Source organism: Serratia sp. 121840015-1, from assembly GCF_053627655.1.
Genome location: NZ_JBSEYF010000001.1, coordinates 1,227,558 through 1,251,080, shown reverse-complemented (window position 1 = coordinate 1,251,080; position 23,523 = coordinate 1,227,558). Strand labels below are relative to the sequence as shown.

21 protein-coding genes, 1 pseudogene and 1 other annotated feature are annotated in these 23,523 nt (G+C 58.4%); of the genes and pseudogenes, 13 read left to right on the top strand and 9 right to left on the bottom strand.

The annotated features are described in order from the left end of the window. Window positions 1–10: 10 nt before the first annotated feature. On the bottom strand, window positions 11–892 hold the full coding sequence (rnm, locus tag ACUXAC_RS06080) for an RNase RNM (RefSeq protein WP_049232948.1): 882 nt from the start codon (window positions 890–892) through the stop codon (window positions 11–13). A gap of 252 nt (window positions 893–1,144) precedes the next feature. Next, window positions 1,145–1,248 (top strand) — a sequence feature (Trp leader region). Between the two features lie 24 nt (window positions 1,249–1,272). Between rnm and ACUXAC_RS06075 the strand changes: the two genes are divergently transcribed. From ACUXAC_RS06075 to ACUXAC_RS06050, 6 genes and pseudogenes are all read left to right on the top strand, one after another. Beyond that, on the top strand, window positions 1,273–2,835 hold the full coding sequence (locus ACUXAC_RS06075) for an anthranilate synthase component 1 (protein ID WP_387441291.1): 1,563 nt from the start codon (window positions 1,273–1,275) through the stop codon (window positions 2,833–2,835). After that, window positions 2,835–4,431: pseudogene (gene trpD / locus ACUXAC_RS06070) on the top strand (bifunctional anthranilate synthase glutamate amidotransferase component TrpG/anthranilate phosphoribosyltransferase TrpD). Before ACUXAC_RS06075 ends, trpD begins: the two are co-directional and overlap by 1 nt. Window positions 4,432–4,434: 3 nt before the next feature. Continuing rightward, on the top strand, window positions 4,435–5,796 hold the full coding sequence (trpCF, locus tag ACUXAC_RS06065) for a bifunctional indole-3-glycerol-phosphate synthase TrpC/phosphoribosylanthranilate isomerase TrpF (RefSeq protein ID WP_141960671.1): 1,362 nt from the start codon (window positions 4,435–4,437) through the stop codon (window positions 5,794–5,796). Between the two features lie 41 nt (window positions 5,797–5,837). Further along, window positions 5,838–7,028, top strand: coding sequence for a tryptophan synthase subunit beta (trpB, locus tag ACUXAC_RS06060; RefSeq protein WP_033634762.1), 1,191 nt, complete (start codon window positions 5,838–5,840; stop codon window positions 7,026–7,028). After that, window positions 7,028–7,834 (top strand): tryptophan synthase subunit alpha, encoded by an 807-nt coding sequence (trpA, locus tag ACUXAC_RS06055; protein ID WP_197756993.1) that lies wholly within the window; start codon window positions 7,028–7,030, stop codon window positions 7,832–7,834. The genes trpB and trpA overlap by 1 nt, the downstream gene beginning before the upstream one ends. Window positions 7,835–8,051: 217 nt before the next feature. Then, window positions 8,052–8,366 carry a BON domain-containing protein gene (locus ACUXAC_RS06050; RefSeq protein WP_016927515.1) on the top strand — a complete coding sequence of 105 codons (315 nt, stop codon included), beginning with the start codon at window positions 8,052–8,054 and terminating at the stop codon, window positions 8,364–8,366. A 44-nt stretch (window positions 8,367–8,410) separates the two neighbouring features. On the opposite strand, the gene ompW is transcribed toward ACUXAC_RS06050, so the two are convergent. Continuing rightward, window positions 8,411–9,043 (bottom strand): outer membrane protein OmpW, encoded by a 633-nt coding sequence (gene ompW, locus ACUXAC_RS06045; protein ID WP_019452715.1) that lies wholly within the window; start codon window positions 9,041–9,043, stop codon window positions 8,411–8,413. A 286-nt stretch (window positions 9,044–9,329) separates the two neighbouring features. Here ompW and ACUXAC_RS06040 point away from each other — a divergent pair, with 286 nt between their 5' ends. After that, window positions 9,330–9,770: a YkgJ family cysteine cluster protein gene (locus tag ACUXAC_RS06040; RefSeq protein ID WP_197657937.1), complete on the top strand. Its 441-nt coding sequence runs from the start codon at window positions 9,330–9,332 to the stop codon at window positions 9,768–9,770. Window positions 9,771–9,804: 34 nt separating this feature from the next. Continuing rightward, on the top strand, window positions 9,805–10,557 hold the full coding sequence (locus ACUXAC_RS06035; protein WP_049232944.1) for a YciC family protein: 753 nt from the start codon (window positions 9,805–9,807) through the stop codon (window positions 10,555–10,557). A 51-nt stretch (window positions 10,558–10,608) separates the two neighbouring features. On the opposite strand, the gene ACUXAC_RS06030 is transcribed toward ACUXAC_RS06035, so the two are convergent. Further along, the gene (locus ACUXAC_RS06030) at window positions 10,609–12,312 is read right to left on the bottom strand and encodes a SulP family inorganic anion transporter (protein WP_387441297.1); all 1,704 of its coding nucleotides are present in this window, start codon (window positions 12,310–12,312) and stop codon (window positions 10,609–10,611) included. 221 nt (window positions 12,313–12,533) lie between these two features. Here ACUXAC_RS06030 and ACUXAC_RS06025 point away from each other — a divergent pair, with 221 nt between their 5' ends. Both ACUXAC_RS06025 and yciA read left to right on the top strand, forming a co-directional pair. Beyond that, window positions 12,534–13,073, top strand: coding sequence for a septation protein A (locus ACUXAC_RS06025; RefSeq protein ID WP_004932082.1), 540 nt, complete (start codon window positions 12,534–12,536; stop codon window positions 13,071–13,073). A 76-nt stretch (window positions 13,074–13,149) separates the two neighbouring features. Next, entirely contained in the window at window positions 13,150–13,578 is a 429-nt protein-coding gene (yciA, locus tag ACUXAC_RS06020) for an acyl-CoA thioester hydrolase YciA (protein WP_004932085.1), read from the top strand. A 70-nt stretch (window positions 13,579–13,648) separates the two neighbouring features. Here yciA and tonB read toward each other — a convergent pair whose 3' ends face one another. Further along, window positions 13,649–14,392, bottom strand: coding sequence for a TonB system transport protein TonB (tonB, locus tag ACUXAC_RS06015; RefSeq protein WP_049271333.1), 744 nt, complete (start codon window positions 14,390–14,392; stop codon window positions 13,649–13,651). A 236-nt stretch (window positions 14,393–14,628) separates the two neighbouring features. Beyond that, window positions 14,629–15,282: an epoxyqueuosine reductase QueH gene (locus ACUXAC_RS06010; protein WP_025303057.1), complete on the bottom strand. Its 654-nt coding sequence runs from the start codon at window positions 15,280–15,282 to the stop codon at window positions 14,629–14,631. A 175-nt stretch (window positions 15,283–15,457) separates the two neighbouring features. On the opposite strand from ACUXAC_RS06010, the gene ACUXAC_RS06005 reads away from it, so the two are divergent. Next, entirely contained in the window at window positions 15,458–15,754 is a 297-nt protein-coding gene (locus tag ACUXAC_RS06005) for a YciI family protein (RefSeq protein WP_033634770.1), read from the top strand. 103 nt (window positions 15,755–15,857) lie between these two features. Here the strand turns inward: ACUXAC_RS06005 and ACUXAC_RS06000 are convergent, their stop codons facing one another. Next, window positions 15,858–16,250 carry a HumD family translesion DNA polymerase gene (locus ACUXAC_RS06000; RefSeq protein WP_261126568.1) on the bottom strand — a complete coding sequence of 131 codons (393 nt, stop codon included), beginning with the start codon at window positions 16,248–16,250 and terminating at the stop codon, window positions 15,858–15,860. Between the two features lie 123 nt (window positions 16,251–16,373). Next, the gene (locus ACUXAC_RS05995) at window positions 16,374–18,578 is read right to left on the bottom strand and encodes a phage head-binding domain-containing protein (RefSeq protein ID WP_454266566.1); all 2,205 of its coding nucleotides are present in this window, start codon (window positions 18,576–18,578) and stop codon (window positions 16,374–16,376) included. A gap of 142 nt (window positions 18,579–18,720) precedes the next feature. Between ACUXAC_RS05995 and ACUXAC_RS05990 the strand changes: the two genes are divergently transcribed. Further along, a complete protein-coding gene (locus ACUXAC_RS05990; protein WP_454266565.1) occupies window positions 18,721–18,972 on the top strand; it encodes an Arc family DNA-binding protein in 252 nt (83 codons plus the stop codon). A gap of 17 nt (window positions 18,973–18,989) precedes the next feature. Next, window positions 18,990–19,463: a hypothetical protein gene (locus ACUXAC_RS05985; RefSeq protein ID WP_374930241.1), complete on the top strand. Its 474-nt coding sequence runs from the start codon at window positions 18,990–18,992 to the stop codon at window positions 19,461–19,463. Between the two features lie 17 nt (window positions 19,464–19,480). Here ACUXAC_RS05985 and ACUXAC_RS05980 read toward each other — a convergent pair whose 3' ends face one another. Then, on the bottom strand, window positions 19,481–22,165 hold the full coding sequence (locus ACUXAC_RS05980; RefSeq protein WP_454266564.1) for a lytic transglycosylase domain-containing protein: 2,685 nt from the start codon (window positions 22,163–22,165) through the stop codon (window positions 19,481–19,483). Then, the gene (locus tag ACUXAC_RS05975) at window positions 22,165–23,514 is read right to left on the bottom strand and encodes a phage DNA ejection protein (protein WP_421115009.1); all 1,350 of its coding nucleotides are present in this window, start codon (window positions 23,512–23,514) and stop codon (window positions 22,165–22,167) included. The genes ACUXAC_RS05980 and ACUXAC_RS05975 overlap by 1 nt, the downstream gene beginning before the upstream one ends. Window positions 23,515–23,523: the final 9 nt, after the last annotated feature.

The following is a 23,523-nucleotide window of genomic DNA, read 5'->3' as shown; positions in this document are numbered from 1 at the left end:
GCGCGTAAAATCAGACCGCCTCGCCCGGCTGCGGCCAATCGCGCCACACCGGCTCGACGCCGCCCGGCAGCCACAGTTTGCGGCCCAGTTCGATCCACGAACAAGGCTGATGAAAATCAGAGCCTTGCGAGGCCAACAGGCGGTAGTCCTGGGCGTATTTCGCCAATTGCGAGCGCTCATGCGGCGCCTGCTGACACTGCGCCACTTCCATGGCGTCGCCGCCGTGTTCGGCGAAATACGCCAGCAAACGTTTCAACCACTTCGCGGTCAGATCGTAACGGCCGGGATGCGCCATCACCGCCTGACCGCCCGATTGATGAATCGCATCAATGGCTTGTTCTATTGTACACCACTGCGGCGGCACGTAGCCGGTTTTGCCCTTGGCCAGGTATTTCTTGAACACCTGCGCCATGTTGTCCGCCACGCCTATCTCCACCAGGTAACGGGCGAAATGGCCGCGGGTCACCGCACCGGCCCCCGCCAACCGCTGGGCGCCGGCATAGGCGTCGGGAATGCGCGCCTTGCCCAGACGCACGCCGATCTCCTGCGCACGGCGATTGCGGCGTTCGGTTTGTTCCGCCAATAGCGCCACCAGCGCCGGGTGCGCGACGTCCATGCCCAATCCAACGATATGGATCTCATGATTTTCCCACAGCGTCGAGATTTCCACCCCGTTGACCAACCGCAGCGGCAACGCCTGCTCCGCAATGGCGGCGGCGGCCTCGGCCAACCCGGCGGTGGTATCGTGATCGGTGATCGCCAGCACGCCCACGCGCATCTCGACCGCCCGCTGCACCAGCTGCGTCGGCGTCAGGTAGCCGTCGGAGGCGGTCGTGTGGCTGTGGAGGTCGTACAGAGTAAAAGCGGTGGATTGGGGGTTACTGTCTGTCAAAACGGTTATCCTGCAATGGCTTGGATTTCTATCATACCCGCGATCGGCGGCCGGACGGAAATCTATTCTGCCCTGGCCGCAGGCGCCAGGCGGATGATGAATAGAATTCACGCTGACCGCTAAAACATTGTGCAAAAAGAGGGTTGACTTTGCCGCCGCGAACCAGTTAACTAGTACGCAAGTTCACGGCAACGGCCGTGTCAGATGAGCGTTAACAGAGAGAGTCGGCAAATGAACAAATATATTTCTCTTCACGGTTGGTGGCGTACCTCCCTCTTGCGGGCGGTGTAATCGCGCATAGCTGTCATCTGACAATGCAGATTTCCTGAGCCCGCACCTGATGCGGGCTTTTTTATGGACAGAATTCACTGGAACCACCGATGATGAACACCAAACCACAACTGACATTGCTGAAGGCGCAAGCCAGCTACCGGGGCGACCCCACCACCATTTTCCACCAGCTGTGCGGTGCCCGTCCGGCCACCCTGCTGCTGGAATCGGCGGAAATCAACAGCAAACAGAATCTGCAGAGCCTGCTGGTGATTGACAGCGCGCTGCGCATTACCGCACTGGGTCATACCGTCAGCGTGCAGGCGCTGACCGCCAACGGCGCAGCGCTGCTGCCGCTGCTGGACGAAGCGCTACCGCCCGAGGTGCGCAATCAGGCGCGCCCCAACGGCCGCGAACTGACCTTCCCGGCGATCGACGCGGTGCAGGACGAAGACGCCCGCCTGCGCTCACTATCGGTGTTCGATGCGCTGCGCACGCTGCTGACCCTGGTGGACTCCCCGGCGGACGAGCGCGAAGCCGTGATGCTGGGCGGCCTGTTTGCCTACGATTTGGTCGCCGGTTTCGAAGACCTGCCGGCGCTGCGCCAGGATCAGCGCTGCCCGGACTTCTGCTTCTATCTGGCGGAAACCCTGCTGGTGCTGGATCACCAACGCGGTACGGCCCGTCTGCAGGCCAGCGTCTTCAGCGAGCAGGCGAGTGAAGCGCAGCGTTTGCAGCAACGTCTGGAACAGCTGCAGGCCGAATTGCAACAAACCCCGCAGCCGATCCCGCACCAAACGCTGGAGAACATGCAGCTGAGCTGCAACCAGAGCGATGAAGAGTACGGCGCGGTGGTCAGCGGGCTGCAAGAGGCTATCCGTCAGGGCGAGATTTTCCAGGTGGTGCCGTCGCGCCGCTTCTCCCTGCCGTGCCCGGCGCCGCTGGCGGCCTACCAGACCTTGAAAGACAACAACCCCAGCCCGTACATGTTCTTCATGCAGGATGATGACTTCACCCTGTTCGGCGCTTCACCGGAGAGCGCGTTGAAATACGACGCGGGCAATCGCCAAATCGAAATCTACCCGATCGCCGGCACTCGCCCGCGCGGCCGGAGTAAGGACGGTTCGCTGGATCTGGATTTCGACAGCCGCATCGAGCTGGAAATGCGCACCGACCACAAAGAGCTGGCCGAGCACCTGATGCTGGTCGATCTGGCGCGCAACGATCTGGCGCGCATCTGCCAGGCCGGCAGCCGCTACGTGGCCGACCTGACCAAGGTGGACCGCTATTCGTTCGTCATGCATCTGGTTTCCCGGGTGGTGGGCACTCTGCGCGCCGATCTCGACGTGCTGCACGCCTACCAGGCCTGCATGAACATGGGCACCCTGAGCGGCGCGCCGAAAGTGCGGGCGATGCAGCTGATCGCCGCCTCCGAAGGCACACGCCGCGGCAGCTACGGCGGCGCGGTGGGCTACTTCACCGCCACCGGCGATCTGGATACCTGCATCGTCATCCGTTCCGCCTACGTTGAAGACGGCATCGCCACCGTGCAGGCCGGCGCCGGCGTGGTGCTGGATTCCATCCCGCAGGCAGAAGCCGACGAAACCCGTAATAAAGCCCGTGCCGTGCTGCGCGCCATCGCCACTGCGCACCATGCCAAGGAGGTGTTCTGATGGCCGATATCCTGTTGCTCGACAACGTCGACTCCTTTACCTACAACCTGGTCGATCAGCTGCGCGCCAGCGGCCACCAGGTGGTGATTTACCGTAACCAGATCGCCGCCGAGGTGATCATCGAACGCCTGGAACACATGACCCAGCCGGTGCTGATGCTGTCGCCCGGCCCCGGCACGCCGTCCGAAGCGGGCTGCATGCCGGAACTGCTGCAGCGCCTGCGCGGCCGGCTGCCGATCATCGGCATCTGCCTCGGTCACCAGGCGATCGTCGAAGCCTACGGCGGCCAGGTCGGCCAGGCGGGCGAGATCCTGCACGGCAAAGCCTCGGCAATCGTTCACGATGGCGCAGGCATGTTCGCCGGCATGGCTAACCCCCTGCCGGTGGCGCGCTACCACTCGCTGGTCGGCAGCAATATCCCGGCCGATCTTACCGTCAACGCCCGTTTCGGCGAGATGGTGATGGCGGTGCGCGACGACCGTCGCCGCGTGTGCGGCTTCCAGTTCCACCCGGAATCGATTCTGACCACCCACGGCGCGCGCCTGCTTGAGCAGACCCTGGCCTGGGCGCTGGCGAAGTAATATAAGGAACACGACGATGCAACCTATTCTTGAGAAACTGTACCGCGCCGAGTCGATGAGCCAGCAGGAAAGCCAACAGCTGTTCAGCGCCATCGTGCGCGGCGAACTGGAGCCGAGCCAACTGGCGGCGGCGTTGATCAGCATGAAAGTCCGCGGCGAGCGCCCGGAAGAGATCGCCGGCGCCGCCAAAGCGCTGCTGGACGACGCTCAGCCGTTCCCTCGCCCTGACTACCCGTTCGCCGATATCGTCGGCACCGGCGGCGACGGCACCAACAGCATCAATATTTCCACCGCCAGCGCCTTCGTGGCGGCGGCGTGCGGCGCGAAGATCGCCAAGCACGGCAACCGCAGCGTCTCCAGCCGCTCCGGCTCCTCGGATCTGCTCGCGGCGTTCGGCATCCGCCTGGATCTGCCGGCGGAAGAAGCGCGCAAGGCGCTGGACGATCTCGGCGTGTGTTTCCTGTTCGCGCCGCAGTACCACACCGGTTTTCGCCACGCCATGCCGGTGCGCCAGCAGCTGAAGACCCGCACGCTGTTCAACGTGCTGGGCCCACTGATCAACCCGGCGCGTCCGCCGCTGGCGCTGATCGGCGTATACAGCCCGGAACTGGTGCTGCCGATTGCCGAAACCCTGCGCGTGCTGGGCTATCAGCGTGCGGCGGTGGTTCACGGCGGCGGCATGGACGAGGTGGCGATCCACGCCACGACGCACGTGGCGGAATTGAACAACGGCGAAATCAGCAGCTACCAGCTCACGCCGCAGTCCTTCGGATTGGAAACCTATCCGCTGGAAGCCTTGCTGGGCGGCACGCCGGAAGAAAACCGTGACATTTTGGCGCGGCTGTTACAAGGTAAAGGCGAGCCGGCGCACGCCGCGGCGGTCGCGGCCAACGTCGCGTTGCTTCTGAAGTTATTCGGACATGAAAACCTGCGCCAAAATGCGCGGCAGGCACTGGATATGATCAACAGCGGGCAGGCCTATGAGCGTGTCATCGCACTGGCGGCAAGAGGATAAATGATGCAGGAAACCGTGCTACACAAGATTGTCCGCGACAAAGCGCAATGGATCGCGGCGCGACAACAGCAACAGCCCCTAGCCGGCTTTCAGAATGACATCGTACCGAGCGAACGCAGCTTCTACCACGCGCTGCAGGGCACCCGGACGGCTTTCATTCTTGAATGCAAGAAGGCCTCGCCTTCCAAGGGTCTGATTCGCGAGAACTTTGATCCGGTGGAGATCGCCACGGTCTATAAAGACTTCGCCTCGGCAATCTCGGTGCTGACCGACGAGAAATACTTCCAGGGCAGCTTCGATTTCCTGCCGCTGGTCAGTAAAACCGTCAGCCAACCGGTGTTGTGCAAAGACTTTATCATCGACCCGTATCAGATTTACCTGGCACGCTACTATCAGGCCGACGCCATCCTGCTGATGCTATCGGTATTGACCGACGAGCAGTACCGCCAACTGGCGGCGGTGGCTCATAGCCTGAACATGGGCGTGCTGACCGAAGTGATCAGTGAAGAAGAGCTGCAGCGCGCGATCGCGCTGGAAGCGCGCGTGGTCGGCATCAACAACCGCGATCTGCGCGATCTGAGCATCGATCTGAACCGCACCCGTCAACTGGCGCCGCGCGTGCCGCATGGCGTGACGGTGATCAGCGAGTCGGGCATCAACAACTACGGGCAGATCCGCGAGCTGAGCCATTACGCCAACGGTTTCCTGATCGGCAGCGCGCTGATGTCGGAAGCCGATCTGCGCGCCGCCGTGCGCCGCGTGATCCTGGGCGACAACAAAGTGTGCGGCCTGACCCGTCCGCAGGACGCCGCCGCCGCCTATCAGGCCGGCGCCATCTACGGCGGGCTGATTTTCGTTGGGCGTTCACCGCGCTATGTGGACATCACCCGCGCCCGCGAAGTGATCTCCGGCGCGCCGCTGAAGTACGTCGGCGTGTTCTGCGACGCCCAGGTCGATACCGTGGCGTTGACCGTTGAGCGCCTCGGGCTGCATGCGGTGCAATTGCACGGCGCGGAAGACCAGGCCTATATCAGCGCCCTGCGCGCCCGCTTGCCGGCCGACTGCCGCATCTGGAAGGCGCTGAGCGTGAAAGATCGGGTGCCGGCACGCGATCTGCAGCATGTCGACCGTTATCTGCTCGACAACGGTGCCGGCGGCACCGGCCAACGCTTCGACTGGTCGGTATTGCAAGGCGAAGATCTGACTAACGTGATGCTGGCGGGCGGTCTGCGCGCCGACAACTGCGTCGAAGCGGCCAAGCTCGGCTGCGCCGGGCTGGACTTCAACTCCGGCGTAGAAAGCGAACCGGGCATCAAAGATCCCGCGCGCCTGGCCTCGGTCTTCCAGACCCTGCGCGCCTACTGAATACGGCTCTATATTAATAACGGATAATAACGGGAACTCTCATGACGCTGCTTAACCCCTACTTCGGCGAATTTGGTGGCCAATACGTGCCGCAAATTCTGATGCCGGCCCTGAAACAACTGGAAGAAGCCTTTGTCAGCGCCCAGCGCGATCCGGCATTTCAGGCAGAATTTATCGATCTGCTGAAGAACTACGCGGGCCGCCCGACGGCGCTGACGCTGTGCAAAAACCTCACCGCCGGCAGCAACACCAAGCTTTATCTGAAGCGTGAAGACCTGCTGCACGGCGGCGCGCACAAGACCAACCAGGTGCTGGGCCAGGCGTTGCTGGCCAAGCGCATGGGCAAAACCGAGATCATCGCGGAAACCGGCGCCGGCCAGCACGGCGTCGCGTCGGCGCTGGCCTGCGCGCTGCTCGGCCTGAAGTGCCGCATCTATATGGGCGCCAAAGACGTTGAGCGCCAGTCGCCGAACGTGTTCCGCATGCGGCTGATGGGCGCGGAAGTGATCCCGGTGCACAGCGGCTCCGCCACCCTGAAAGACGCCTGCAACGAAGCGCTGCGCGACTGGTCCGGCAGCTATGAAACCGCGCACTATATGCTCGGCACCGCCGCCGGCCCGCACCCGTACCCCACCATCGTGCGTGAATTCCAGCGCATGATCGGCGAAGAAACCAAAGCGCAGGTGCTGGAGCGCGAAGGCCGCCTGCCGGATGCGGTTATCGCCTGCGTCGGCGGCGGCTCCAACGCCATCGGCATGTTCGCCGACTTTATCGATGACGCCGACGTTGGGCTGATCGGGGTGGAACCCGCCGGTCTGGGCATCGAAACCGGCCAGCACGGCGCACCGCTAAAGCACGGTCACGTCGGCATCTACTTCGGCATGAAGGCGCCGATGATGCAGACCGCCGAAGGCCAGATTGAAGAGTCCTATTCGATTTCCGCCGGGCTGGACTTCCCGTCCGTCGGGCCGCAGCATGCCTACCTGAACAGCACCGGCCGCGCCGAATACGTGTCGATCACCGACGACGAAGCGCTGGAAGCGTTCAAGGCACTGTCGCGCCATGAAGGCATCATCCCGGCGCTGGAATCCTCACATGCCCTGGCACACGCGCTGAAAATGATCCGTGAAACGCCGCAGAAAGAGCAGATCCTGGTGGTCAACCTGTCCGGCCGCGGCGACAAAGACATATTTACCGTTCACGACATTTTGAAAGCACGGGGAGAAATCTGATGGAACGTTATCAGCAACTGTTCACGCGTCTGGAAAGCAGCAAGGAAGGCGCCTTCGTCCCGTTCGTGACGCTGGGCGATCCTAACCCGGCGCTGTCGCTGCAGATTATCGACACCCTGATCGAAGCCGGCGCGGACGCGCTGGAGCTGGGCATCCCCTTCTCCGATCCGCTGGCGGATGGCCCGACCATCCAAAGCGCGACGCTGCGCGCCTTCGCCGCCGGCGTCACGCCGACCCAGTGCTTCGAGATGTTGGCGGCCATCCGCCAGAAGTACCCGACCATTCCCATCGGCCTGCTGATGTACGCCAACCTGGTGTTCCATAAAGGCATCGATGCGTTTTACCAGCGCTGTGCCGAAGTGGGTGTGGATTCAGTGCTGGTCGCCGACGTGCCGTTTGAAGAGTCTGCGCCGTTCCGCGCGGCCGCCGCGCGCCACGGTATCGCACCGATCTTCATCTGCCCGCCGAACGCCGATGACGATCTGCTGCGTGAAATCGCCTCGCACGGCCGCGGCTACACCTACCTGCTGTCGCGCGCCGGGGTGACCGGCACCGAAAGCCGGGCTCAGCTGCCGCTGCATCACCTGGTGAACAAGCTGCGCGAGTATCACGCCGCGCCGCCGCTGCAGGGCTTCGGCATCTCCGAACCCGAGCAGGTGAAGGCCGCGCTGCAGGCCGGGGCCGCCGGCGCGATCTCCGGCTCGGCAATCGTCAAAATCATCGAACAGCACCATGCCAACCCGGCGGAGATGCTGACCAAGCTGGCGGCCTTCGTCAGCAGTATGAAGCGCGCCACCCGGGCGTGATTCTCTCCAGCGAGCGCCCCGCCGGCGCTCGCTTTAACAGCTTGTTTCCCCTCAAAGTTTGTTCCATTTTTTTACAGCAAAAATTTGAACAAACCCAGGTCTTGTCTCACAATGAACTTTGTTCGCTATGCATTTCTTCGTTTGATTTGGGGAATGCGCTCGCTGCGGCGAAAAACCGTAGCGAATTTCAACCATAACATTGCATGGAGAGTAATTTATGAAGCTGTTTAAAACCCTTTCAGCCTTGTGCATGGCAGCCGTTGTGGCGGTCGCGGTGAGCGCTTGCGCGCCGACGGCAAAATCAGAGGGAACAGGCGGTTATATCGATGACACCGTAGTCACCACCAAAGTGAAATCGGCGTTGCTGGCGGATAAAAACATCAAGTCGCGCGAGATCAGCGTGGAAACCTTTAAAGGACGCGTTCAGCTGAGCGGCTTCGTGACGTCCAGCGACGACGCCAACCGTGCGGTGCAGGTCACTCGTGGCGTGGCCGGCGTGAAATCGGTTGAAAACGTGATGCAGGTTAAATAATACCGACACAGGGAGGCGCAACGCCTCCCTGTTTGTGGCCATCATCAGAAGCGATAACCCGCCCCGAACATAAACACCCACGGATCCAGACGCGTATCGAAGCTGTGGTGCCCGCCATTCGCATCGTTGAAGCGAGTTTTGGTTTCGATGTTCATCCACCACACCGACATGTTCAGCATCCAGTGCTCATCCAGGTTGTAATCCAGGCCGGCCTGCGCCGCCACACCCCAGGAGTCTTTCAGGTCGAGGTTGCTCAACCCGGCGCTTTTGCCGTAGTCGTTGAACTTCTCGTCGAAGAAGGTGGTGTAGTTAACGCCGACGCCCAGGTAAGGCCGCAGTTTGTCCTGCTTGTCGCCGAAGTAGTATTGCGCCATCAGCGTAGGCGGCAATTGGTGAACGGTCGCCAGATCGGTGCCGCCCAGCGTAACCTTGTGGCGGAATGGCGTTGCGGCCAACAACTCAACGCCGATGTTGTCCGTCACCATGTAACCGAAGGTCAGACCGAGCTGGGTGTTGTTTTTCGCATCCAGCGAACCCAACCCCAATACGTTGTCCGAACCCGCATTTGGACGCACCGTCGCGGTGCCCGCGCGGAACAGGAAATCACCGGCCTGATGCGCACTTGCCAACATAGGCGCCATCATCGTCGCCAATACCACCAGAGTTGTCTTTTTCATTATCCATTCCATTTGTGTGGTTAATCGCTCGAGGGGGAATATACCTACTTTCGGGTATTTGTGATCCCATCGAGATCACATCTTATGTGTAAAAATTTAAAATCCCACTAAAAACAAGGTTACCTAACCGCTTAATAAATCAAGGATTGATCTGCATCAAAAAATCGATTTTGTTGCAAATTATCTACATGTTCAAATTTCGGTTGCGGAGAAAAATGCGGCTGAGGTAATTTCATTTTCCGTGTTGGTTTTGGTTGGTGCCGTAAGGAGTCGGTGGGCAATCAAGATGAGCGAAATCCTTAATCCCTGTGTCAGCTGCGGCGCATGCTGCGGTTATTTTCGAGTGTCATTCTATTGGGCCGAAGCCGAAGACGGCGGCGGCACCGTTCCCCTTTCCTTAACGGAGCCTTTGACCCCGTTCCTGCGCTGCATGCAGGGGACCAACAGCAAGTCCCCCCGCTGCAACGCGCTGGACGGCGAGATAGGCAAAGCCGTGTCCTGCTCGATCTACCTCAATCGGCCCAGTCCGTGCAGAGAGTTCGATCAGTCCGGTGAAAACGGCCTGCGCAACGAAGCCTGCGATCGCGCCCGGGAACGCTACGGGCTGCCGCCCCTGCCGGTGCCCCTGCCGCTCTCGCTGCCTGAGACGACGATCGCTGAAGAAATAGGCGTAGTGCAATTCGCGGGGTGCCACAGCGGCGTGGAACAGGGTACAATCACCCACTGATTTATCTCTGTTTTCCCGACGCCAAGGAGTCTGCATGCCTATCACGGCCAACGCTTTGTACCGTGACAGTTTTAACTTTTTACGCAACCAACTGGCCAGCATCCTGATGCTGGCGCTGTTGACGGCGTTTATCTCCGTGCTGCTGAATCAGGCCTTCAGCCCCGATGCCGAACAGTTGGCGACGCTCGCTGCCACCACCAGCGATTTCGCTTCGTCTACCGGTATGGGCATTCAGGAAGTGATCCAGCAGATGACGCCGGAACAGCAGATGGTGTTGCTGAAAGTGTCGGCGGCCGCCACCTTCTCCGCGCTGGTCGGCAACGTGCTGCTGGTCGGCGGGATGCTGACGCTGATCCGTCTGGTGTCGCAAGGGGAACGCACCAGCGCCCTGCGCGCGCTCGGTGCCTCGGCGCCCGATCTGCCGCGTCTGCTGCTGCTGCTGTTTATCTGCACCCTGCTGATCCAGCTCGGCCTGACGCTGTTTGTGGTGCCGGGCGTGCTCATGGCGATCGCCTTCGCGCTGGCGCCGGTGATCGCCTCCGTCGATAAAAAAGGCGTGTTCGCTTCGCTCAAGCTGAGCAGCAAGTTGGCCTTCGCCAATGCGCGCGTGATCGTGCCGGCGATGATGCTGTGGCTGGCGGCCAAGCTGCTGGTGCTGTTTTTGGTGAGCCATCTGTCAGTGCTGACGCCGAACGTCGCCAGCGTGGTGTTGACCGCGTTGAGCAACCTGGTGTCTGCCCTGCTGCTGATCTACCTGTTCCGCCTGTACATGCTGCTGCGCGGCTAACGCCGACGCAACCAAAACCCAAGGGGCACGCTTCGGCGCGCCCCTTTTTATTTACCCTACCGTGGTGGCTTCCGCCTGCTCCTTACTCTGAATCAGCTTCAGCGCCAAATACAGGTCCGGCACCAAAATCAGCTCTTTGTCGCGCCCTAAGCGGTTGATACGGAACCAGCGCGTCAGCTCGGTGCGGCGCCCCGCCAGCACCAGCTTAACATTACGCTGTAACAGGTCGCGTTTCAGCTCGTCGATGGCCGCCAGCACGCTGATATCGGCATGGGTAAAACTGGCTACCGCATCCACCACCACCCAGCGCGGCTGGAACGGCGTGCCGTCGACCAAATTGAGAATACGGCGTTTGAAGTACGCCACGTTGAAATAGGTCAGCGGCGAATTGAAGCGATACATCATGACGCCAGGTACCGCCTTCACCCCATTGTTGTTGCCCATGGAATGGATCATGCCTTCGTCGTTGACGCCCAGCAGCTGCTCCGTCGGCCGGAAGACGGTGCGCAGAAACTGCATTAGCCCCAGCAACACCGCCAGCCCGATGCCGCTGATCACCCCCACCAGCAGCACGCTGAGGAAGGTAAACAGCGCCAGGCGAAACGCCTGCGCGTTGCGGCGGCGCAAAACCCAGATGCCGCGAATGTCCAGCAGCGACCAGGCCGCATACATCAGCACCACGCCCAATCCTGCCACCGGAATAAACTGCAGCGGCGCCATCAGGAACAGCAAGACGAAGGCGATGACCGCAGCGGCGATGACCGATACCAGCTGGCTCTTGCCGCCGTTGGCGTCATTCACAGCGGTGCGCGAGTCCGCACCGCTGATGGCGAAACCCTGCGACAGCGCGGAGACGATATTCACCAGCCCCAGCGCACGAAACTCGGCGTCGGCGTTCACCTCATAACCGTTCTTGGCGGCAAAGCTGCGGGCGGTGAGCATCATACTGACAAAACTCACCACCGCCAGGTTAAGCGCCGGGATCACCATGTCGCGCAGCAAGCCGGGCTGGAAGTCCGGCCACTGGACGATCGGCAACACGCCGCTGAAACCGCCCACCGTCACCACGCCATGCTGCTGCAGGCCCCCCCCCCAGGTGACGAACGCCGCCAGCACGATGGCAAACAGCGGCGCCGGCCAGTTAGGCCGCCATTTTTTAAATCCGAGCAGCGTCACCAGCGTCAACAACGACACCGCCATCGTCAACCAGTCGCTGTGCAGCAGGTTGCCGGGCAGCGCGTAGATGCGCTCGATCAGCTGCGCCGGGCGCACCGTGAATCCCAACACCTTGCCGATCTGATCGACGATGATGGTGAGCGCCACCCCGTTCAGCAGCCCGCTGAGGATCGGCCGCGACAGCAGATCCGCCAGCGCCCCCAGCTTGAACCGGCTGGCCAGCAGGCACCAGCCGCCCATCATCGCTGTCATCATGATGGTCAGTTGCCAATGGCGCTCCATATTACCCGCCGCCAGCGGCGTCACCACCGCGGCGATCACCGCACAGGTGGCGGCGTCGGGCCCGACGATCAGCTGGCGCGACGAGCCGAACAGCGCATAGGCAACCATCGGCAAGATACAGGAATAGAGCCCCACCACCGGGCTGACCCCGGCCAGCTCGGCATAGGCGATGGCCACCGGCAAGGCGACGGCGGCGACGGAAAGGCCGGCGCGAATATCCGGCTTGAGCCAGCTGCGTTGATACCCCAATAAATGCGTCAAACCCGGCGTCAAGGCCTGGAGAGATTTCCACTGCATGCTGTTTTCCGCGGTAAATTATCTGGTTATTATGACACTTACTATGCGGCCTGCGACCCGCACTGGCAATGTGCCCGCGCTTTCTTGCGTAAGTTTATGCAAATTCCTGCTTTCGCGGCAGAAATCCGCCGGCCAAACGCCGATAATCGGCAACGCCCGGCGGTACACAGAGCTCGCCGAATCCGGTATAGTCGGCCGATGAACAGATGATGGATTGATTTATGAAGCAGTTTCTTGATTTCCTCCCGCTAATTGTCTTTTTCGCTTTTTACAAGCTGTACGACATTTACGTCGCTTCCGGCGCGCTAATTGTCGCCACCGCGCTGGCGCTGGTGTTCACCTGGGTGAAATACCGCAAGGTCGAGAAGATGACGCTGATCACCTTCCTGATGGTGCTGGTGTTCGGCACCCTGACGCTGGTGTTCCACAACGATTTGTTCATCAAATGGAAGGTCACGGTGATTTACGCGCTGTTCGCGCTGGCGCTGCTGATCAGCCAATGGGTGCTCAAAAAACCGCTGGTTCAACGCATGCTGGGCAAAGAGCTGACGCTGCCGGACAAAGTGTGGAGCAACCTCAACCTGGCCTGGGCAGTCTTCTTCCTGGCCTGCGGCCTGGCGAACATCTATGTCGCCTTCTGGCTGCCGCAAAGCGTCTGGGTCAATTTCAAAGTCTTTGGCCTGACGGTGCTGACGCTGGTCTTCACCCTCCTCAGCGGTATCTATATTTACCGGCACATGCCGGAAGAACAGAAAAAATAGTTACAAAATTGTTAATGCCTGCGGCGCTTGCCGCGGGCAGTATGATGTTATTCCCTCCTTTTAAAAGCAGACTGCTATGACACAACAACGACCTTTACCCAGCGGCGAGCTGGTGCTGCGCACGCTGGCCATGCCGGCCGATACCAATGCCAACGGTGATATCTTCGGCGGCTGGCTGATGTCGCAAATGGACATCGGCGGCGCCATCCAGGCAAAAGAGATCGCCGAAGGGCGCGTGGTGACCGTGCGCGTGGACGGCATGACCTTCCTGAAACCAGTGGCGGTCGGCGACGTGGTTTGCTGCTATGCGCACTGCATCCGCACCGGGCGCAGCTCGATCACCATCAATATCGAAGTGTGGGTCAAGAAAGTCTCTTCCGCGCCGATCGGCCAGCGCTACCGGGCGACCGAAGCGGTGTTCACCTATGTGGCGGTCGATGCGGAAGGCAACTCGCGCGCGCTGCCTGAGGGCAAAATGAATTTCCGCGTTGGCTTCGAAGAATAAGCCGGCGGCTGTACCGCAAATACAAAAAGGGTCGCCGAGGCGACCCTTTCTTTTTGGGTGGTTACCGGACTCAGTTCACTTCGGTCGTGCCGTTCAGCTTGAAGCGGATAGTGACGGTGCGATCTTTCGCTTCTTTGGCCTCATAGCGCCATTTACGCATCGCCTGCTTCACTTCACGCTCGAACATATTGCGCGGCTCGGCCGACAAGATGCGCACGTTGCTGACGCGCCCGTCGCTGTCGATATCGAACTGTACCCGCACGTTGCCTTCGATCTGCAAAGCCTGGGCCCGCGGCGGATAGAGCGGATTGGCGCGGCTGATCGGTCTTGGCCCGACCTCGCGCGAGTTGCCCTGCACCGGCGCGGCAGGCGCCTGTTTCACCGGCGCTTTATCGATCGGTTTGGCCGGTGAATCGTTGTTGAACGGCGACGGCTCGCGCGGTTCGACCTTCTTCGGCTCCGGTTTAACCTGTTTTTCGACCTTCGGCTTCGGCTTAGGCTTCGGTTTCGGCTTGACCGGCTCGGGTTTCACGATCGCCTTCGGCGGCGGCTCCACGATAGGTTCCGGTTCTGGCTCCGGCTCAGGTTCGACCTGCGGTGGCTCCGGCTCGGCCGGCGCCGGTGGCGGCGGCTCGGCCATCGCGGCGGTGTTGACCATCATGACGCTGATCGGCGCGTCCTCTGGCTTCGGCAGCTCCACCACTTCTTTTACCGAAGCGTAAAGCAATCCCGCCACCAGGGCGCTGTGCAGGCCTACGGACAAGACGAAAGGCACGGATATACGGCGATTAAGGAACATCTTTTTTAGCGGCATAATGATTCTGTTTCCTCTGGTTCGCCAAGTTTAAATGCAAATAGCAATCATATTCAATAACGAAAGGCAAACTATCGCTTTAATCGTCAGTCTGCGCGGCTAAAACCAGCAAACTCATAAGGATATTAACCTCACCGTTGCTTTTTTATCGCCGGAACAACACGCTTCATTAACGTTTGGCCGGGCGTCAAAAAATAAAAAACCCGCCGTAGCGGGTTGATTGCGGTGATTAAGCGTTATTCTTCATCACCATAGTAAAGCACGCCCAGCTTAATCAGCGGCCGCCCTTGCGCCTTGCGGTGCAGGTTGGTGTCGCGCAGCGAATAGACGCAGCCGCAGTATTCCTGCTGATAGAAGCGTTCGCGCTTGCTGATCTCTATCATGCGCGACGAACCGCCCTTCTTGCGCCAGTTGTAATCCCAGTACACCAAATCGGGATATTTTTCCGCTGCCCGGATGCCGCAGTCGGTGATCTGCTGCATGTTCTTCCAGCGCGAAATGCCCAACGAGCTGGAGATGGTGTCGTAACCGTGCTCATGCGCATACAGCGCCGTGCGCTCGAAACGCATGTCAAAACACATGGTGCAACGAATCCCGCGCTCCGGCTCATTCTCCATCCCCTTGGCGCGGGCGAACCAGTTGTCGGTGTCGTAATCGGCATCGATGATCGGCACCCCGTGCTGCTCGGCGAAACGGATGTTCTCTTCCTTGCGCAGCAGATACTCTTTTTGCGGGTGAATGTTAGGGTTATAGAAGAAAATGGCGTACTCGATCCCGGACGCCTGGATCGCTTCCATCACCTCGCCGGAACAGGGCGCGCAGCAAGAGTGCAGCAGCAGTTTACTTTTGCCCGCCGGCAAATCGAGTTTTTCCCTTACCAGTTCCGTCATATCCTCACCTCAATGGCATATCAGTTTAAGCGCGCCGCACTATACGAATAAAAAGTAGCGGCTTCAAGGTATAAGCGCCAATCCGCCGGGAAATTCGCCGCGCACCGTTCCCCTGCCGCGCCTTTTGCGCTACCTTGGTAGCACCGTTTTATAGCCATGATTTTAAAGGTGAAACATGCTTTATCTGATCTACGCGCAAGACGTCCCCAACTCGCTGGAAAACCGTCTGGCGGTGCGCCCGGCACACCTGGCGCGCCTGCAGGCGCTGCGCGACGCCGGCCGCCTGGTGGTCGCCGGCCCTAACCCGGCCATCGACAGCAACGATCCCGGCGCCGCCGGCTTTACCGGTTCGACGGTGATCGCCGAATTCGAGTCGCTGGCGCAAGCCCAGGCCTGGGCGCAGCAGGATCCCTATATCGCCGCCGGCGTCTATGCCGACGTGACGGTGAAGCCGTTCAAGCAGGTATTTTAGAGTTTAATTAAATACAACAAAAACAATAATATAAAACCAAATTGCCATTGAAAATTAAAAATTAACACGCTTTTATGTACACTTTATAAAAGCGTGTTTTACCTTAAATAACAGGTAGATCGTCCCATTCACACGACCGCATGTCGTTCACGCAGTACATCACCACGCCGAAAACCTGAACTCCTTCTTCCGAATCCTCGTTGCCGAGTTCAGTTTCACGGCCAGACCCATCGAGAAATTCAAGCGCGCGGTACGGATAGAGGCGCAGGCGGCGCAGAACATGCACACCCTCCTCGGCGACTACGATAATGCTACCGTGCACAGGCGTCGCGGACGAATCGACAACGAGCAAAGCGTCGGCATGAATACCGACCGCCAGCGCCTGACCGGCGGCACGCAGCAGATATGTAGCGCTCGGTTTTGAGATGCAGATCTCGTCAAGGCTCAAGCGGCGCTCAACGTAGTCTGCTGCCGGGCTGGCAAATTTTGGCATCATTCCCATGGTGTTCTATCTCACAACAATTACTGTATACATATACAGTATAATCATGGGTTGGAGATAGAGGGAAGCGCCGATCTATCTACCGGCGCTATGATTCTGATCGTACTGGAAAGAAAGCTACTCAATTGCTTCAATCTTAGTCACTGATGCACTCGGTGAGATGAGTGTTTTAGCAGTTACGCCAGCGCTCACGATGTAGTAGAGCGAAGTGCCTGCAACGCTACCCTCAACGATAAGATCGTATTTCGGCTTATTGGTTTGCCCGGAAGAGGATACCAGGCGGACCCTGTTTCGACTGCCCGCCATCAAGCGCAGAGACGCATAGGTGTCGTTCGTGGCTGTACCGCAATCGTACGTCCCCAGGTCGATTTCGGGACAGTCGTTTGCAGATACCACAGTTACACCATTATTCCCGCACTGTGTTACCTCGCATTTAACACGCGAACGAGACAACCCGGTAAACGATGCCCCCTGAAGCAAAATATTGTTTGCAGAAAAATCAATTCTGCCGTTTGAGAACGTAGTTACTGCAAGGCCATTTCGTGCAGAAGTGTCAATTTTCGCGTCAACACGAAGTTTGTCGCATGTTGTAATTGTCAGAGAATTTAAGTTTTCCCCTTTGCTCACATCAAATGCAGTAATAGTCGCCCGCCCATTGCAGTTATTTATAAGTGCGGCACCCCCGCTGGCCGTCCTTACGTCAAATTCTCCGTTCAGGTTGATAACGTTAATTAATTCTACTGCGTAGTAACCTGCCAAATTCTGGCCAATAATTTTACATTTCCCGTGGTTTAAATCTCTAACATAGCGAATACCGACAGCATTGGCATCAGTACCTACATAGGTATTATTGTCTAACGTAATCCCTTCAATCAGCTGCCCAGCATTGATAAAATCTTGGTTCATGGTTCCGATACCGACACCACCATAACACCGCTCAAACCTGTTATTAACGAATGTTCCATAGCTTGCCTGGAATACGTTGTCTACATCTTCAGCATTGTTTGCAATGCCAGCGCCCTTAATATGATTGCCAACATTAATAAATCGGCACCCATCGATGATTACAAATTTAGCTTTAACAACAATGCCGTCACCGAATGAAACGCCGCTTTTAGCAACTTGAGCCGTGTTGCTGACAACTGACTCAAAGAATCCAATGTTTTCACACGTTTTTCTCAGCGTGACTGCGTCTTCACCCGCATGCTCAAAGATGCATCGATGGAAGTAAACGCGAGCGCAGTTATTCTGTAGCGCAAGGTTATCGAATTTGCTGTTTTTGAAAGTAACATTCTCAAAAATGCAATCAGTCCAGTTGTCCAGGGTATTTTCTGCGAAGCTAAATCCTAGGGCACCTGTGGCATCAAGGTAATTAGTATCAATTATGATCCCCTCGACCCTGACATTGTTAACTCCTGATGTGCCGTTTACAGTGTCGTTATTCGCACCGGTTGAAGTCTTAATTGACGATATGAAAGGAACTCTGTTACCGGTAGAGGGGCCGATAAACGTCGTATTTCTCCCGATCCAACCGCACCCGGCAGAGTGTTTAACAGGTCGGCTGAACATGTAGGTTTTATTAGGTACGACGCGCACAGGGGCTGAGGAAACCTGCTGCGCGATGTCCATCAAGAATGCATCGTCTGTACCCTCTCCGCCGCCAAGTCCTTCAATCGTCACATAACCATATGTCGGCATTAACCGAAAAGCCTTGCCTTTGTTATCAAACACCAGAGCCTTTCCGTTAATCACGCCGTTTGTTTTCCAGTCAGTCCCCGCTTTGGCTACGCTATCCTCTGCCGCGTCTCGCAGCAATACGTTTTCACTCAGCGCTGTAGATGATGCCTGGTATTTGCGTGTGTGAATTGCATTAGTCAGAGCAGAGACCTGAATGGATTTTATCTCTGATGTGGTGTCGTAGTGATTGTATACGTTGCTAATATAGCCAGCACCATACGGTTCTTTAAGCCGGATAGCGAACTGGTCTGGATCGTATTTCAGCACATTGGAGAAATAGAACTGCTGCGCGCCGAATGCGTCATAGACGGCCATTGAATGGCCCTGGACAGTCACAAACTTGGCGATCTGGCCGCTATAAACCGGATATCCGCCAGTGTTGATGATGATTGGCTGCACCATCGGAACTAACGAGCCATCCTCGTTTTCGAGATAGACCTGGATCTGGTTCTCAGGAATTGTCGGATCGGTGTCGATTTTACCGATGTAGATCCGGCCGTTCGCCGCCGCCTTGAATGAGCGCGCGAGCGTAAAAAGTTGTGACGGCATCGAAACAACGACATTCGGGGTAATGGTGTCAGCCATTTATTTTTCTCCAGGCGTGCGAAATCCCCACAAGGCGCGGCTTGCGGTAGTGTTGTGGTTTGTTTAAGTACCATTCTGGTACTATTGTTGATCTATATAGTTCGCCATATCATGCCGATCCGCCCACCGGTGAGGCACGACTATGGAAGAGTTAGAGACGCAGTTTCATTTACGGTTGCCAAAAGAAACCCACGGCAAAATTAAGCAGCGCGCCAAAATGAACGGCCGGTCGCTCAACGCAGAGATCACGCTGATAATCGAAGAAGCGCTGGCGCAACCACCGAAAATAACCGGCTTTCGCGACGACGCCGAACGCCTGGCGCACGAACACGCCGAGCAGTTCAAAAAGGTTGTGGTCGAAACGTTAACCGCGATGTATTCTGACAAAAAATAAAATGTAAGGACTCTGGGATGAAAAAACTCTTGGTTTTTCTGCCAATTTTACTTGTCGGCTGTGCAAAAGTTAGTGACTACCAAGCCAGTTGCGAACAGCGATACCCGAAGCTCACCGATATGGCGAACTGCCTTGATTCAAGTATAAAAAGCGATTCAAGAATGGTGTCTGAGCCGACCCCGAAGCTATACGTATTGGCGGCTAAAATGCTTGGCCAGGGGGTAGACCAAGGTCAAATCAGTGATGCGCAAGCAAGAGTACAGCTGCAAAGTCTCTATATTCAGATGCAAAATAGCGAACGCGCTCAGCAGATAGCTCAAAGTCAGGCATTTCAGCAGGCACTACTTAATTACCAGGCAGTTAATACCATGCAGGCTATCGAGCAAAAAGCCAGGCAGCCTGCGTATATTCCCCCAGTTCAGCTCAAAAATAACAGTGTGACTACCAATTGCCGAACCTATGGCAATCAAACAAACTGTCAGAGTTATTAGCCGTCCCTGGCCGGTGGTTAATATTCTTTGCCGTCGGCCTCTCCTGAAAGCCAGCCGATAATACCCACTCTCGCGATCGCCTGTTTCTCCTCACGCGTCAGCGTTCGGTAGAACGATTTCCACGCCGGAGATTTAGCGATGCGCGCTTCCATTTTACGGTTGATTACCTGCTGTCCTTTTTCTGGCAGCTTGGCGCCCTTTGCCTGTTTCACAACCGACCTAAATTCAGGCGATGCCAACAGACGATCCGCAGCAACGCTACGCGCCGGGCGAGCGGCCTCCTTGGCCGCCATACCGGCTACGGCGCCGTAGCTCAGCGTCGGACCGACAACAGGAATGTGGCCCAGCACCGTAGTGGCTAACGCGCCTTTGCCGTGGCGGTAAATTTTGTCCAGCGTGCCGCCTTCCGCATCAAATTGCTTGATGAAAGCGTTCAGGCGCCCGGTTTGGATACTGCTCTCTCGAGCCTGGCGCACTGCCTGCGATACGGTGAAAAGATTCCGTAGTTGATTGGCAGTTCGCGCTCCAAGTTCGCGCTCCACCATCGGCAGCGTGCCGGAAGACTTCATCCCCTGATACCAGTCAACAAACCCCGGCAGATGGAACTCGTTCTCCTTGCGGCTGCCCTGGCTGAAAGCATCACGTAACGATGTGGCCACAACCTCCCGCCGGATACGTGGCGAAGGAATATCCTGCTGTAGCGCCCGAAAGCCTTTCGCGTCACCCTTTGACAGATTTCGGATCGCCAACGCTGCTTTTGTGCCGATATCGCCGCGCAGTTCTTTGCCGAGCAGTCCGGTTAGCGCGTCTTCCATCGTGGTGCGAACCCCGATCAGCTTCTTGGCAGCCTGCCATTTGTCACCCATGCCTGCAGCGACGACCGCCTGTTCCTGATCCGCTGTCAGGTTCGCGTAAAGCTGTTTCAGCGCCCCCGTCTCTTCGTCGCGGAATGGTCCCGAGTTCTTACCGATCGCCTGTCCAATCTGCTTGCGGATGTTGTCCAACCGCGCATAAGTCGGCGCAGTAGCTTCGGTGCCAACAGGAGCAACGGAGTTATAGACCCGCTTTTCCATCGTTGATAGATGCTCAGCACCGCCCAATTCGTCCGCTTTGCCGTCAAGATAGCGAATGATGTTGTTGGCTTCGACGGTCTGCCCCTTGGGGATAGCGGCGGAGATCTGGTTATAGAGCTGGTCAGATTTGTTCTGAACAGTGGCAATGCCGCGCTGGAACGAAGACAAAAACTTATCATTCATCGCAGCTTTATCCGGCAGCGCGCCGGCGGCGTCCGTAAGATCCGTGGCCTGTTTAGCGATCTTGGTGAGCGCCAGGTTTTCCTGCGCCGCCAACTGCGAACCAGGAACGGACTTCAGCGCCTGTTCGAAATCGCGATAGGCCTGATTGCCGGATACGTGCGACAGCAGCAAATCGTCCTCGCTCAGCCCTAACTGCTTGGCGGCGTCGATAACATCTTGCCGCGGAGCGACATCGCGCGCAGCGTCTGCCATCCGCGGCGCAGTCTCTCTATCCGTGGCAGCGCCAACACGCGCGGCCACATCCTGCACACCTTGCTCGGTTGGCATTACGGATGCCTGTGCTCCTGGGGGCGCAGATACGGCCTGTTCTGGCGTTGCCGTGGCGGTTACCCCCGCAGCACCTTCACGCTGCGCAGCGTTGCGAATAGCACCCGCAGCGCGCCCACCGGCGGCCAACAATCCGCGCCCGATCACGCTGCCAGCCAGTCCGGTAGCGAGGTTGCCCGACAGGTCGTTATTCTGCGCGGACTGCGCAATCGCACCAGGGAGGTTTTCCGCCAGCATGTTCGCCGCTTGCGTCGCTACCCGTTCTGCACGTCCAGCGCTAGCCGTAGAAGCCAGCGCCGCAGCAGTACGTTCAGCGCCAAGGCCAGGGATCAGATACGGGCCGATCTCCGCCCCCAACTGCGCGTAAGGGTCTGTCGGCCGCATGCTTTCCGGCAGTCGCAACTGCATAACCTGGTCTTCTGCCGGTACGCCTGCGGCGCCGAGTGCAGTGTTAACCACCTGTCCAGGGATATTGGCGACGTTCACAGCGCTTTGCGCCAAGCCTCGTCCGGCCTGCTCAAGGTTCTCTGCAAAAGTCGGCTCTGGCGCCGCCTGTACCCACGGTTGCGCCGCCTGCTGTGATAGCTGGGCCAGCTCCCCTTCACCGCCCGGCTGCGCGGCTGGCTGCGTCCACTGCGCGAAACGGGGATCTGTGACGTAGTTAACCGTCTCTGCTGGAATTTGCGTTTTCTCACCACGCATAAATTTCTGTACATTGCCGGGGCCCCAGTTATAGGCGGCCAGAGCGTCGGTGACGTTGCCGTGCGCATCAAGCATTTGTTTCAGATACCGGCCGGCGGCCTCAACCTGCAGCGCCGGGTTGCGTTTTAGCTCTTCAGGGTCGTAGCCCATACCGCGCGCCGTATCAGGCATCACCTGCCCCAAGCCGATGGCACCTTTCGGACTGATAGCCTTCGAGTTGCCGCTGCTCTCCTTGCTGATCACTGCACTGAGCAGTCCTGCAGGGAGCCCGAAACGCTGCTCAGCTGCAGAAACAATATCGCCACCGGTTTGCGGTGGCGACTGTTCGGCCTGCGGTTGCTGGTATTTGGTCCACGGCCCTTCAGAAGGCGAAGTGTCCGCCGGCGTGCTTTGATATTTCTCCCAAGGGCCTGCCATTAGTTCTTTCTCCAGCTGTTAGGATTACTCGGGTCACCGCCGATGAACGTATAACCGCCCTCAGTCTGCCCCGCGCGCGGCGCCGCAGCGGTGCTACCAGTCTGCCCAGCGTTGAACGTATCGATTTTCTGCTGGTACGTGTCGATCATTGGCTGCTGCTTCTGCAGATATGCTGTCTGGCGCTGGAGCACCTTTTGCCAGTTATCGATCGCGCCGCGCGCCGCATTAGGCGACATGTTTTGATTGATGGCCAGAAATGCCCGGGCGGCCGCCTGGCCTTCGGAGTCCGAAACCGGGCCGGTGCCTTTCATCCCAATAACACCCATCAAACGCGCCTGCCCCTGCATCTGCTCGATTTTAGACCACGCGTCGGCTGACTCCGTGCCGGGGATCCGCGAGTTGACTGTGCCGCCGAATCCGAACACACGGTCGAACACCTCGGGCTTTATGCTTTTCACTTGGTTGACCGTGTCGTACATGCTGGCCACGTTGTTAGCGTTGCTTTGATGTGCGCCGACGTAGTCCTGCATTTTCTGCACGGCCGCCTGCTGTGTAGCCTGGGATTTCGCGCTGTTCTCGCCCGCTTTCAGACTCAGTTCCAGCTGCTTGTTGGCATTATCCGCCTGGTTCTTCTGGGCGGTAAGGTTCAACTGCTGTTGGCCTTGGTTTAGCTGCCCCTGCTGATAGGCGGCCTGCTGCTGCAGGCGCTGCTGCCCCAGATTCAGGTTTGCCTGTGCGATCTGGCCTGTCTGCTGCAATTTGGCATTGTTCGCCTGAACATCATAATATTTATCCGGGCCGAGCGAAGCGATCCCCAAATGGTCCACAAACTGTCCGAATGCCGCCGGGTTTTGTTGGTACATCTGCGCCACATCGGAAGGGTTAACGCCGACGCGCGTCAGATCACTGGCGTTTTTCTGCAGCCACTGCCCCATTGCTTCGGGGCTTTGCGACGCCAGCCGCGCTGACGCCGCCAGACTGCCGACGGTATTACGCTGATCTTCATCGACGAAGCCCATACCGTTGCGAACGGCCTCGAACTGTTCGGGGTATTTTGCGACCAGCCCACGCATCGCGCCACGATCCCCAGACGCATACGCATTGGCATAATCCTGCTGGAACGCCTTCTGGCGCTGTTGCAGGTCTGTCTGCTTCCAGGTGTTAGCCAAAGAGCCAGCGGCGCCCGCCAATTGCACGCCGAGATTGTTCTCCCCAGCTCGCTCACGGTCGTTGTTATCGCGGATCAGACTCAGCGCGGTGTTTGCATCGCTGGCCTGCGGTGCGTTAGCATTATTTGTTCCGATACCGGCCAGCAAGCCGCCGGCATTACCTTGTTGCCACGTTGCCATGATCGCCCC